The sequence below is a fragment of the Spirillospora sp. NPDC000708 genome (assembly GCF_040299565.1).
GTDB lineage: Bacteria > Actinomycetota > Actinomycetes > Streptosporangiales > Streptosporangiaceae > Spirillospora.
This window is the reverse complement of sequence record NZ_JBEPCJ010000074.1, coordinates 1-12,129: the sequence shown is the minus strand read 5'-3', so window position 1 is coordinate 12,129 and position 12,129 is coordinate 1. Positions and strand designations below refer to the sequence as shown.

Below are 12,129 nucleotides of genomic sequence, written 5' to 3'. Positions count from 1 at the left end.
TCGTGACTGGAGTTAAGTCGTGTGCTCTTGCGATCGCTTCGCGCGCTTTTGGGGCTTCGCCCCTTGCCCCCCTCGGGCTTCGCCCTCGCCTTGAGGGTGCCGGTTTTTGCTCTGCGCCCTGGTTTTGGGGCTTCGCCCCTTGCCCACTTACTTGTGCGGGTTTTTGGCTCCGCGGCCTGTTTGAGGCATTGCCTCTTGTGGGCTTGTGGGTCAGTGGCCGGGTTGGACCAGGCCGCATTCGTAGGCGAAGACGACTGCCTGGACGCGGTCCCGTAGGGCGAGTTTGGCGAGGATCCGCGTCACGTGGGTCTTCACCGTCGGCTCGCTGAGGAACAGGTCCGCGCTGATCTCCGCGTTCGAGCGGCCGCGGGCGATGAGGCCCAGCACCTCCAGCTCGCGCGGCGTCAGCCTTTCCAGGCCGGCGGGACGGGTCGTGCCGGGGCGGGGGCGGCGCACGTACTCCTCGATCATCCGGCGGGTGATCTCCGGGGCGAGCAGCGCCTCGCCCGCGGCGACCGTGCGGACGGCCCCGGCGAGTTCGCGCGGTGGCGCGCTCTTGAGCAGGAAGCCGCTCGCCCCCGCGCGCAGCGACTGGTAGACGTACTCCTCCTCGTCGAACGTCGTGAGCATGAGCACGCGTGCCGGGCAGCGCCCGTCGCGCAGGAGCCGGCGGGCCGCCTCGATGCCGTCCATGCGCGGCATCCGGATGTCCATCAGGACGACGTCGGGCAGCAGGGACAGCGCCGCGTCCACCGCCTCCGCGCCGTCGGCCGCCTCGCCGACGACCTCGATGTCCTGCTGGCCTTCGAGGATGGAGCGGAAACCACCGCGGACCAGCGCCTGGTCGTCCACGATGAGCACCCGGATCGTCATGGGGCCGCCTCCAGCGGCAGGCTCGCGGTCACGGCGAAGCCGCCGTCGCCGGTGCGCCCGGTCGCCAGCGTGCCGTTGTAGAGGCCGACCCGTTCACGCATGCCGAGCAGGCCGTGGCCGAGCCGGTCCGGATCCGTGCCCGCCCGCGCGCCGGTGCGTCCCGTGTCGTGCACGCTGACCCGCACGGAGTGCTCGTCGTAGTGCAGCACCACGTGCGCGGTGGTCGGGGCGGCGTGCTTGAGGGCGTTGGTGAGGGCCTCCTGCACGATCCGGTAGACGGCGAGGCCGACGCCCGGCGGCAGCGGACGCTCCTGGCCCTCCACGGTGAGCTCGACCGGCAGGCCGATGGCGGCCATGTGACCGGTGAGCTCGGCGAGGTCCGCGGTGCCGGGCTGCGGCGCGAGCGCCGGGCGCGCCCCTTCCCCGCGCAGCAGGCCGAGCATCCGGTGGAGCTCGCCGACGGCCTGCCGCCCCGTCTCCTGCACCGAGTGCAGCGGCGCGCGCGCCTTGGCGGGGTCGCGGTCGAGCAGGTCCTCGGCGGCGCCGGCCTGGACGACCATGACGCTGACGCAGTGGGCGATGATGTCGTGGAGTTCGCGGGCGATGCGGGACCGCTCCTCGGCGAGCGCGGCCTCCAGCCGCCGGGCCCGGGCCCGGTCGTCGGAGTGGCTGCGGGCGCGGGCGCGCAGCACCCGGCCGGCGACGAGGACGATGACCAGCGGGACGGCGGCGAACGGGATGTTCCCGGCCGTCCCCGCGTCCGGGTTGCGCAGCATCACGATGACGACCGCGGCGGCGGTCGCCGCGGCGCCGAGGCACGCGTGCGCGCGGTCGGCGTGCCGGGCCACCGAGTAGGCGGCGATCAGCATCGGCAGGAAGCCGCCCCAGAGCGTGAAGGTCAGCGGGACGGCCAGCATCGGCCCCGCGAGGACGGCCGCGACGGTCACGGCGGTGGCGAGCGGCGCGACCCTGCGCAGCGCGAGCACCAGCGCCGCCGCGAGGGTGGAGGCGACGAGCGCCGCCGTCGGCCCGTAGCGGGCCGAGTTGTCCAGGCGGAACGCGATGTCGACCACGGCGAAGGCGGCGACCGCGAGCGCGGCCAGCCCGTCGGGCAGCAGCAGCTCCCGGGTCCTCGGCGTCACGCTCGCAAGCTATCCGCGCGCGGGCCGGGCGGCGTCATCCGCTGGTCGTATTCGCCTCGTCCTGATGCCGACCCGCGGACGAGGCGGTGGCGACCGCGGCATGACGACCGGGGGCGCCGGCGGGCCGACGCTGAGGGCGACGTCGCCGGAGGGCGGCGGCTTCCGAGGAGGAGACCATGACCGTGAACCTGAGGCGCCTGGCCGGATGGGCGCTCATCGTCGGCACGCTCGTCGCGGCGTCCGGCTACCTCGCCGCGAACCTGCTCGCGCCGGGCCACGGCGACGAGGTGTTCCGCTACCGGCTCTGGCCGCTGTTCGAGGGGATCGCGGTCGGCGGGGACGTCGTCGTCGCGCTCGGGCTGCCGGTCATCCTGGCCTTCGCGGGACGGGCGCCGCGACTGCACGTCGCCGGATACGCCTGCGTCTTCGCCGCGCTGCTGATGCTGAACATCGGTGAGGGCGTCGTGGAGGGCTTCGTGAAGCCGTACCTGGCCGGCCACGGCGGCATCCCCCGCGACGAGCCCTCCGGCTTCGCCGTCTTCGAGGGCGTCGCGCTGCTGTGCCTGGTCGCCGGTGCGGTCTGCCTCGGCGTCGCCGTGCTGCGGGCCCGGACGCTGCCGCGGTGGATCGGGGTCGCGCTGCTGGTGTCGTGCCTGATCGGCGCCCTCGGCCTGCCCCGGCCCTGGTTCCTGCTGGCCGACGACGTCTTCTTCGCCGCGCTGTTCGCGATCGGCGTCCACGCCGCGCGCGGCGCCACCGAACCGGCCGCCGCGTGACCTGCGGCTATGATCCAGATCACTGCCTCTATCAGCGGTTATGTCTGGAAAGGACGGTGGGCGATGTCGACGTCGGTCGCGAGGGCCCGGCAGCACTCCTACGGGGATCTGGTGCACCGGACGGCCCGGCGGTATCCGGGCAAGCTCGCGGTGGTCGGCGGCGACGAGCGGTTCACCTACGCGGAGTTCGACGCGGCGGTGAACCGCGCGGCGAACGCGCTGGCGGGGCGGGGGCTCGCGAAGGGCGACCGGCTCGCCCTGCTGTCGCACAACTGCTGGCAGTACGCGGTGCTGGCGTTCGCGACGGCGAAGCTGGGCGTGGTGCTGGTGCCGGTCAACTTCATGCTGGGCGCGGACGAGATCGCCTACATCCTGGGGCACTCGGGGGCCTCCGGGATCGTCGCGGAGGGCGCGCTGGTGCCCGTCGCGGAGAAGGCGCTGGCGGCGGCCGGTGTCGAGGGCGGGGTCCGCGGGCGGATCGGCGGCGGCGCCGAGGGCTGGGAGGACGTCGACGCGTGGTGCCGCGAGGGGTCCGCCGCGGCACCGGACGTGCTCGTGGGCGACGACGACCCGCTGCGCCTGATGTACACGTCGGGGACCGAGTCGCGGCCCAAGGGCGTCATGCTGACCAGCCGGTCGCTGATCAGCCAGTACGTGAGCTGCGTCGTCGACGGGGAGATGTCCGCCGACGACGTGGAGGCGCACGCGCTGCCGATGTACCACTGCGCGCAGCTGGACTGCTTCTTCTCGGTCGACGTGTACCTCGGGGCGACGAGCGTCATCCTGCCGGGGCCCGATCCCGCGCTGGTGCTGGAGACGATCGAGCGGGAGAGGGTCACCAAGCTGTTCTGCCCGCCGACGGTGTGGATCTCGCTGCTGCGGCACCCCGACTTCGACCGGCGCGACCTGTCCAGCCTGCGGAAGGGGTACTACGGGGCGTCCGCGATGCCCGTGGAGGTGCTGCGGGAGCTGCTGCGGCGGCTGCCGGACGTGCGGCTGTGGAACTTCTACGGCCAGACGGAGATGGCGCCGCTCGCGACGATCCTGCGGCCGGACGAGCAGCTGGAGCGGGCCGGCAGCGCGGGGCGGGCGGCCCTCAACGTCGAGACGATGCTCGTCGACGACGAGGGGAACCCCGTCCCGGCGGGCGAGGTCGGCGAGATCGTGCACCGGAGCCCGCACGCGGCCCTCGGCTACTACAACGACGAGGCCAAGACCGAGGACGCCTTCCGCGGCGGCTGGTTCCACTCGGGGGACCTCGGGATCATGACCGAGGACGGCCACCTGTCGGTGGTCGACCGGAAGAAGGACATGATCAAGACGGGCGGGGAGAACGTCGCCAGCCGGGAGGTCGAGGAGGCGATCTACGAGCTGGACGGGGTCGCGGAGGTCGCGGTCTTCGGGATCGCGCATCCGCGCTGGATCGAGGCGGTCACGGCGGTCGTCGTGCCGAGGGCCGGGGCCGCCCTGAGCGCCGACGACGTCCACGCGCACGTCCGGGAGCGGCTCGCGGGCTACAAGCGGCCGAAGTACGTGGTGCTGGCCGAGTCGCTGCCGAAGAACCCCAGCGGCAAGATCCTCAAGCGCGAACTGCGGGAGCTGCACGCGCGTCTCGCGGAGTCCTGATCACTCGTCCTGCTGGAGGTGCGGGGCGAGGGTGAGGGCCAGGTGGAGGGTCAGGCGGTCCTGGCCGTTGGCGAGGGTCAGGGCCGTCAGTTCCTCGATGCGGCGGAGGCGGTGGTAGAGGGTCTGGCGGTGGATGTTCAGGGTCTGTGCCGTTCTCTGGACGTTGCCCGCCAGGTCCAGGTAGGTGCGGGCGGTGAGGGCGAGGTCGGGGTGCTGGAGGAGGGTCTCCGTCCCCGGGGTCCGGGTCGTCTGGGCGAGGGCCTCGTCGCCGGCGGCGCGCAGGAGCCGCAGGACGCCGAGGGACGTCCAGTCGCGGGTCTCGCCGGCGGCGGCGGTGCGGGCGGCGACGCGGGCGCGGAGCCAGCCCTCGTGGACGGTCTCCAGGGTGAGGCAGGGCGAGAAGAAGCCCGCGTGGACGGGGGCGGTGCGCTCCTCCAGCAGGCGGCGGGCCCGGTCGACGACGGTGTGCGGGGCCGCCGACGCCGGGATGACCAGGACGTGGTCGCGCTGCCAGACCGTGGTGAGGACGGAGTGGGGGAGCAGCCACGGGTTGAGCGGGTCGGTGTTCGGGCTGCGCAGGACGGCGACGGCGAGCGGCGGGTCGGGGACGCCCGCCTCGGCGAGCTCGTTGGCGGCCTGCGCGCGCACGTCCGGCTGCGCGGACAGCAGGTCGGCGACCTTCCAGCCGAGGTCGTCGCGCTCGCGGGCCTGGCGGGCCATGAGGAGCCCCGCGCGCTCGCAGAGCGGCATGGCGGGGGCGGCGTCGGTGATGCGCTCCTGGTCGTCCAGCAGCCAGAGGTAGCCGTAGGTGACGTTGTTCCAGCGGACGGGCAGGCACAGCCGGCCGAGCTGGCCGAGGGAGTGGTCGGCGGGGATGCGGACGGGCCCGGCGGCGCGGGCGATGCCGTAGGACTCGAAGCGGGTGCGGACGGCCTCGGTCGCGCGCCGGTGCAGGATCGAGTCCATCCGGACGGGGTCGATCGTGTCGCCGTGCGCGGCGTAGGCGACGAGGTGGAAGTCGCGGTCCTCCAGCGTCGCCGGGGCGCCGAGGAGGTCGGCGGCGAGTTCCACGATCTCTTGCAGATCAGGAGCCATAAGACATATGTATGAAGAAGTCGCTGGTTGAAAGTGGCATTTGACTATACGCGGTGACCGGGCCGGGTTCCTACCGTCGAGGTGACGTAAGGAGGCCCTCTGATGCTCGGTCCCGTTCTCCTCGCCGCCGCGCGCAGCGATCGCGTGCGCGGCCTCGTGACCTCGGTCCCGCTGACGCGGCGGGTCGTCGACCGGTTCGTCGCCGGAGAGGACCTGGACGCCGCCGTCCGGGCGGTGCGGGAGCTGACCGCCGACGGGCTCCGCGTCACCCTGGACCACCTCGGCGAGTACACGCGCGAGCGGGCGCAGGCGGAGGCCACGCGGGACGCCTACCTGGCGATGTTCGGCGCGTTCGCCGAGCGGGGGCTGGCCGCGGGCGCGGACGCGTCGGTGAAGCTGTCGGCGCTCGGCCAGGCGCTCCCCGGCGACCTCGCGCTCGACCACGCGCGGGAGATCTGCGCGGCCGCGGACCGGGCCGGCATGACGGTCACGCTGGACATGGAGGACCACACGACCGTGGACTCCACGCTGGAGATCCTCGGCAAGCTGCGCGCCGACTTCCCGCGGACGGGCGTGGCGATCCAGGCGATGCTGCGCCGCACCGAGGGCGACCTGCGGGACCTGGCGCACGAAGGCTCGCGGGTCCGGCTCGTCAAGGGCGCGTACGCGGAACCGGCGTCGGTGGCGTTCGAGAGCAAGGCCGAGATCGACCGCGCCTACGTGCGCGGGCTGCGGGTCCTGATGGCGGGGGAGGGGTACCCGATGGTCGGCAGCCACGACCCCCGGATGATCGACATCGCGCGGACGCTCGCCGTCACGAACGACCGGTCCCCCGACTCGTACGAGTTCCAGATGCTCTACGGCATCCGCGCCGCCGAGCAGCGGCGGCTCGCGCGGGACAACCGGATGCGCGTCTACGTGCCGTACGGCGCCGACTGGTACGGCTACTTCATGCGCCGCCTGGCCGAGCGTCCGGCCAACCTCGTGTTCTTCCTTCGTTCGTTCGTCTCCCGTTGATCCCGGCGAAGCCGGCCCGGGGGGCGTGGGGGGGCGTCCCCCCTCGCAACCAACACTGATGAGGAGGCCCCCTTCCATGGACGCCGTGACCACCGTTCCGACGCCCGCCAACGAGCCGGTGCGCGGGTACGCGCCCGGCAGCGCCGAAAGGGCCCGGCTGGAGGCGAGGCTCGCCGAGCTGACCGCCGAGGCCCCGATCGACCTGCCCATGACGATCGGCGGCGAGCGGCGGCTCGGCGCCGGCGCGAAGGTCGCCGTCGTCCAGCCGCACCGGCACGCGTCGGTGCTCGGGACGTTCGGGACCGCGACGGCGGACGACGCCCGCGACGCGATCGCCGCCGCGCTGGAGGCCGCGCCGAAGTGGCGGGCGCTGCCGTTCGACGAGCGCGCCGCGGTCTTCCTGCGCGCCGCCGACCTGCTCGCCGGGCCGTGGCGCGAGACGATCCTGGCCGCGACGATGCTCGGGCAGTCCAAGACCGTCCAGCAGGCGGAGATCGACAGCCCGTGCGAGCTGGTCGACTTCTGGCGCTTCAACGTGCACTACGCGCGGCGGCTGCTCGCCGAGCAGCCGATCAGCAGTCCCGGGGTGTGGAACCGGTCGGACCTGCGGCCGCTGGAGGGGTTCGTCTACGCGATCACCCCGTTCAACTTCACCGCGATCGCCGCGAACCTGCCGACCGCGCCCGCGCTGATGGGCAACGTCGTGGTGTGGAAGCCGTCGCCGACGCAGACCTACGCGGCCGTGCTGACCATGCGGCTGCTGGAGGAGGCCGGCCTCCCGCCGGGCGTCATCAACCTGGTGACCGGCGACGGGCTGGCCGTGTCCGAGGTCGCGCTCGCCCACCCGGAGCTCGCCGGCATCCACTTCACGGGCTCCACCGCGACGTTCCAGCACCTGTGGAAGACGGTCGGGAACAACATCGAGAAGTTCCGGAGCTACCCCCGGCTCGTCGGCGAGACCGGCGGCAAGGACTTCGTGGTGGCGCACCCGTCCGCCGACCCGGACGTGCTGAAGACCGTGCTGGTGCGCGGCGCGTTCGAGTACCAGGGCCAGAAGTGCTCCGCCGCGTCCCGCGCCTACATCCCCCGCTCCATCTGGGAGAACGGGTTCAAGGAGCGGCTCGCGGACGAGGTCGAGGGCCTCACGATGGGCGACGTGTCCGACCTGTCGAACTTCATCGGCGCGGTGATCGACGAGCGGGCGTTCGCGAAGAGCAAGGCCGCGATCGACCGGGCGAAGGAGGACCCGTCGGTCGAGGTCGTCGCGGGCGGCGCCTACGACGACTCGGTGGGGTACTTCGTGCGGCCGACCGTCCTGGTGTCCGGCGACCCGGAGAACGAGATCTTCACGACCGAGTACTTCGGGCCGATCCTCGGCGTCCACGTCTACGACGACGACCGGTACGAGGAGATGCTCGCGCAGATGGAGTCGGTCGCCGACTACGCGCTGACCGGCGCCGTCATCGCCACCGACCGGGCCGCGATCGCGCACGCCGCCGAGGTGCTCCGCTACGCGGCGGGGAACTTCTACGTCAACGACAAGCCGACCGGCGCCGTCGTCGGGCAGCAGCCGTTCGGCGGGGCGCGGGCGTCCGGCACCAACGACAAGGCCGGCTCGGTGTTCAACCTGCTGCGCTGGACGTCGCCTCGGTCGATCAAGGAGACGTTCGTCCCGCCGACCGACTACCGCTACCCGCACATGGGCTGACGGCCCACCGCACGTTCTCAGGGCCCGGCCGCCGGGGCGCGCACTCCGGCGGCCGGCCTTCGCGCGTCCGCGTCGCGCGTCAGATGGACAACGACGTTCTTCTATACGCATAATCATGGCTCGTGACCGCACAGGCCGTCGGGAGGCGTGCATGACGGACGGGCCGCGGCTCGCCGCCGGAACGGAGCTCGACGGCCGCTACCGCCTGGAGAGCCTGATCGGCCGCGGCGGCATGGGCGAGGTCTGGCGCGCGGTCGACACCCGGCTGCGCCGGCCGGTCGCCGTGAAGGCGCTGCCCGCCGAGCTGGCGGACGTGCCCGGCGCGATGGAGCGGTTCGAACGCGAGGCGGAGGCCGCCGCCGCGCTCCAGCACCCCGGCATCACCGTCGTGTTCGACGTCGGCCGCACCGAGGACGGCCTCGCGTACCTGGTCATGGAGCTCCTCGAAGGGGAGGACCTCCGGACGGTCATGCGCCGCCGCCCGGGCGGGCTGCCCGTCGGCGAGGCGGTCGGCCTCGCCGTCCAGGTCGCCGACGCCCTCGCCGCGGCCCACTCGCGCGGGATCGTGCACCGCGACATCAAGCCCGCGAACCTCTTCTTGCTCGCCGACGGGCGGCTCAAGCTGTGCGACTTCGGCATCGCCGGGCTCGCCGACGCCGCGACGCGGCTCACCCAGGACGGCGGGTCCGTCGGCACGCCCCTCTACATGGCCCCCGAGCAGTTCCGCGGGGAGGCCGCCGACTTCCGGTCCGACCTGTACGCGTTCGGGTGCGTCCTCCACGAGCTCCTGACCGGCGAACCCCCCTTCCGCTCCGGCTCCGGCCTGCCCGGCCTGCTGTACGCGCACCTGAACGAGCCGCCGCCGCGGGTGGGCGCCCTCCGCCCGGACGTGCCGCCGCACCTGGAGCGGCTCGTGCTCGACCTCCTCGCGAAGGAGGTGGAGCTGCGCCCGGCGAGCGCCGGCGCCGTCGCGTCCTTCCTCCGGGCGGAGGGGCAGGGCACGTCGGCCTCGCAGCTGTTCGCGCCGCCTCCCGGCCCGCCGCCCGCGGGCTTCCCGGCGACGGGGCTCCCGCCGCACGGCCCCTCGACGAACCCCGGCACGGCCGCCATGACCGCGCCGCACCCCGCCGGCAGGCAGGCCCCGCGGCTGCTGATCGCGGCGGGCGCGGGGGTCGCCGCGCTCGTGGCCGCCGGCGCCCTCGCCGTCCTCGTGCTGCCGTCGGGCGGCGGGACGGGCGGCGGTACGGGCGCCGGGCACGGGCCCTCCGACCCGGCCGTCCCGCCCGCGACCGCGTCCTCGGCCTCGGCGACCCCGTCCGAACCGGTGGTCCACAAGATCGTCTACAAGGTGAGCGGCAGCGTGTCGCCCCTCTCGGTCATGGTGATGCCGCCGGACGGCGGCATGACGAACCAGACGGTCAAGCCGCCGTGGACCGCGACGTTCAAGGCGTCGCAGTTCACGTTCCTGAGCGTCGGCGGGAACACCGGGATCAAGTCCGGGACCATCCACTGCAGCATCACCCTGGACGGCAAGGTGATCCAGGAGCGGTCCGCCGAGGGGCAGTTCGCCAGCGTCAACTGCATGCACCAGGGATCCTTCTACGGCGGCGGGTTCGGCGCGGCCCCGTCCATGGGGTGAGCCCGCGGCGTCCATGAGGTGAGCGCCGGGCCGCCGTCCGCGCTGCTCACCCGATCCCGGTCGCCGGAAGCGAGATCCAGCCGCGGGTGAACGGCGACGCGATGCGCCGCGCGTTCGCCACGTCCACGCCCGCGTGGGGATGGGCCTTCAGCAGCTCCTCCAGCGCGACGCGCGCCTGGAGCTTCGCCAGGTGCGAGCCGATGCAGAAGTGGACGCCGCTGGAGAAGCCCAGATGGCGCGGGATCTCCCGGGTGACGTCGAGGTCCCCGGCGGACGGGCCGAACTCCCGCTCGTCCCGGTTCGCCGCCCCGAACAGCATCATCACCTTCTCGCCCGCGGGGATCTCCGTGCCGCGGACCACGACCGGGCGCGTCGTCGTCCGGCCGAGCGCCTGCACCGACGCCTCCAGCCGCAGGAACTCCAGCAGCGCGTTCGGGATCAGCGAGAGGTCGGACGCGAGCCGCTCGCGCTGCGCGTGGTCGGTGTCCAGCAGCGCCACCCCGTGCGAGACCAGGTTGGCGGTCGTGTCGTTCCCGCCCGCGACCATGACGAAGCAGAAGCCGAGGATGTCCCAGTCGGTGAGGCGCTCGCCGTCCGCCTCGGCCACCGTCAGCGCGCTGATCAGATCGTCGGACGGGTCGGCGCGGCGGGCCTGGATCACCCCGGTGAAGTACTCGAACATCTCCGCCACGGCGGCGACCGCGTCGTCCTTCAGCGCCTTCAGGTCGAACCCGTCGTCCTGGAGCGTCGTCAGCGCCCGCACCCACGGGGTGAACCGCGCCCGGTCCGCCTCCGGGACGCCGAGCAGGTGCGCCAGCGCGAACGTCGGCAGCGGCGCGGAGAAGTCGCCGTGCAGGTCCGGGGTCTCGCCGTCGGCCGCCTTCCGCTCCATCCGGGCGATGTTCTCCCGCACGAACGCGCGCAGCATGTCCTCCAGCGCAGCGATCCGGCGCGGCGTGAACCCGTGGCTGACCAGCCTGCGCAGGACGGTGTGCCGCGGCGGATCCAGCATCACGATCGTCGGCGCCAGGCCCAGCGTGCCGATCTCGTCCGGATAGAACGTCAGGCCCTGCGCGGACGAGAACGCCCCCGCGTCGCGCGTCGCCGCCCAGATGTCCTCGAACCGCGACAGCGCCCAGAACGGCGGGTCGTCGTGGCGGTGGACGGGGTCCTCGTCGCGGAGCCGCCGGTACGCGGGGTACGGGTCGGCCTGGAATGCGGGATCGAACGGATCGTAGACGTCCGCCATGGCGCGGCCCTCCGGGAGGTTATAACGAGCACCGTTATTAACGCCCTCTGTTAGTATCACCGCGTGCCGAGAGACGCAAGCGCCACCCGAGACCGCCTCATCCGCGCCGGCGCCCGCCTCTTCGCCGCCGAAGGCATCGACGCCGCCCGCACCCGCGACATCGTCGCCCTCGCCGGGCAGGGCAACGACTCCGCCATCACCTACCACTTCGGCTCCCGCGCCGGACTCCTCGACGCCATCCTCCGCGCCGGCGTCCAGCGCATGGAACCCGCCCGCGCCGCCACCCTCCCCGCCCTCGACCCCGCCGACCTCCACGGCATCGTCGCCGCCATCGTCGAACCCACCGCCGCCGAACTCCGCACCCCCGAAGGCCGCGACTTCCTCCGCATCACCGCCCAGCTCGCCGGCCGCGCCGGCATCCGCGGCCACCGCGTCCCGCCCGTCATCGCCGGCACCGCCCTCACCCGCCAGCTCGACCTCCTCCAGACCGCCTGCCGCGCCCGCCTCCCCGAACCCCGCGCCCTCGAACGCATCGCCGTCGCCATCGCCTTCCTCACCGCCGCGCTCGCCGACCGCACCGGCCGCATCGAACCCGGCCACCCCGACCCCACCCTCCTCGACCACGACGCCTTCGTCGCCGACCTCACCGCCATGCTCGCCGCCGCCCTGCAAGCCCCCGTCCACACCCCCGCAACGCCCCGTCCCTAATCGGTTTGCGCAAGCACCCCCAGCCCCATAGAGTTAAGACATCACCGCGGGGTGGAGCAGTTCGGTAGCTCGCTGGGCTCATAACCCAGAGGTCGCAGGTTCAAATCCTGCCCCCGCTACGGGTCCTAGGGTCCGTGTGGTCGCGCCTTCGGCGCTTCCCCACGGACCCTTCGCCGTTTCCGGGGGGACGACCCCCCGAGCCCCCCGGCGTGGGGGCTCCGCCCCCACGCCCCCGGCGCGCTTCGCGCGCTTTTGGGGCTTCGCCCCTTGCCCCCCTCGGGCTTCGCCCTCGCCTT

Annotated in this window: 10 protein-coding genes and 1 tRNA gene; 7 read left to right on the top strand and 4 right to left on the bottom strand. The window is 73.3% G+C overall.

Annotation, left to right across the window (positions count from 1 at the left end; all coding sequences use genetic code 11):
* Positions 1-210: 210 nt before the first annotated feature.
* A complete protein-coding gene (locus ABT299_RS37915) occupies positions 211-873 on the bottom strand; it encodes a response regulator (protein WP_190852681.1) in 663 nt (220 codons plus the stop codon).
* Positions 870-2,015: a sensor histidine kinase gene (locus ABT299_RS37910; protein ID WP_500253682.1), complete on the bottom strand. Its 1,146-nt coding sequence runs from the start codon at positions 2,013-2,015 to the stop codon at positions 870-872. Before ABT299_RS37910 ends, ABT299_RS37915 begins: the two co-directional genes overlap by 4 nt.
* Before the next feature lie 176 nt (positions 2,016-2,191).
* Here ABT299_RS37910 and ABT299_RS37905 point away from each other — a divergent pair, with 176 nt between their 5' ends.
* Complete coding sequence (locus ABT299_RS37905) at positions 2,192-2,791, top strand: hypothetical protein (protein WP_500253681.1); 600 nt, start codon at positions 2,192-2,194, stop codon at positions 2,789-2,791.
* Between the two features lie 63 nt (positions 2,792-2,854).
* Entirely contained in the window at positions 2,855-4,417 is a 1,563-nt protein-coding gene (locus ABT299_RS37900; RefSeq protein WP_190852674.1) for an acyl-CoA synthetase, read from the top strand.
* On the opposite strand, the gene ABT299_RS37895 is transcribed toward ABT299_RS37900, so the two are convergent.
* The gene (locus tag ABT299_RS37895) at positions 4,418-5,512 is read right to left on the bottom strand and encodes a PucR family transcriptional regulator (RefSeq protein ID WP_500253680.1); all 1,095 of its coding nucleotides are present in this window, start codon (positions 5,510-5,512) and stop codon (positions 4,418-4,420) included.
* Between the two features lie 102 nt (positions 5,513-5,614).
* Between ABT299_RS37895 and ABT299_RS37890 the strand changes: the two genes are divergently transcribed.
* From ABT299_RS37890 to ABT299_RS37880, 3 genes are all read left to right on the top strand, one after another.
* Positions 5,615-6,529, top strand: a complete 915-nt coding sequence (locus ABT299_RS37890; protein ID WP_500198136.1) for a proline dehydrogenase family protein — start codon at positions 5,615-5,617, stop codon at positions 6,527-6,529.
* A gap of 76 nt (positions 6,530-6,605) precedes the next feature.
* A complete protein-coding gene (gene pruA, locus ABT299_RS37885; RefSeq protein ID WP_500253679.1) occupies positions 6,606-8,237 on the top strand; it encodes an L-glutamate gamma-semialdehyde dehydrogenase in 1,632 nt (543 codons plus the stop codon).
* 151 nt (positions 8,238-8,388) lie between these two features.
* Positions 8,389-9,876: a serine/threonine-protein kinase gene (locus tag ABT299_RS37880; RefSeq protein WP_500253678.1), complete on the top strand. Its 1,488-nt coding sequence runs from the start codon at positions 8,389-8,391 to the stop codon at positions 9,874-9,876.
* A gap of 46 nt (positions 9,877-9,922) precedes the next feature.
* Here ABT299_RS37880 and ABT299_RS37875 read toward each other — a convergent pair whose 3' ends face one another.
* Entirely contained in the window at positions 9,923-11,125 is a 1,203-nt protein-coding gene (locus ABT299_RS37875) for a cytochrome P450 (RefSeq protein WP_190852663.1), read from the bottom strand.
* 63 nt (positions 11,126-11,188) lie between these two features.
* Between ABT299_RS37875 and ABT299_RS37870 the strand changes: the two genes are divergently transcribed.
* Positions 11,189-11,833, top strand: a complete 645-nt coding sequence (locus ABT299_RS37870) for a TetR/AcrR family transcriptional regulator (protein WP_500253677.1) — start codon at positions 11,189-11,191, stop codon at positions 11,831-11,833.
* A 45-nt stretch (positions 11,834-11,878) separates the two neighbouring features.
* A tRNA-Met gene (locus ABT299_RS37865) sits at positions 11,879-11,952 on the top strand.
* Positions 11,953-12,129 lie beyond the last annotated feature (177 nt).

Bases quoted from the DNA above. Each gene is read 5' to 3' on its own strand.
- ABT299_RS37915 (WP_190852681.1), bottom strand. From the start codon at position 873: ATGACGATCCGGGTGCTCATCGTGGACGACCAGGCGCTGGTCCGCGGT.
- ABT299_RS37905 (WP_500253681.1), top strand. From the start codon at position 2,192: ATGACCGTGAACCTGAGGCGCCTGGCCGGATGGGCGCTCATCGTCGGC.
- ABT299_RS37900 (WP_190852674.1), top strand. From the start codon at position 2,855: ATGTCGACGTCGGTCGCGAGGGCCCGGCAGCACTCCTACGGGGATCTG.
- ABT299_RS37895 (WP_500253680.1), bottom strand. From the start codon at position 5,512: ATGGCTCCTGATCTGCAAGAGATCGTGGAACTCGCCGCCGACCTCCTC.
- ABT299_RS37890 (WP_500198136.1), top strand. From the start codon at position 5,615: ATGCTCGGTCCCGTTCTCCTCGCCGCCGCGCGCAGCGATCGCGTGCGC.
- pruA (WP_500253679.1), top strand. From the start codon at position 6,606: ATGGACGCCGTGACCACCGTTCCGACGCCCGCCAACGAGCCGGTGCGC.
- ABT299_RS37880 (WP_500253678.1), top strand. From the start codon at position 8,389: ATGACGGACGGGCCGCGGCTCGCCGCCGGAACGGAGCTCGACGGCCGC.
- ABT299_RS37875 (WP_190852663.1), bottom strand. From the start codon at position 11,125: ATGGCGGACGTCTACGATCCGTTCGATCCCGCATTCCAGGCCGACCCG.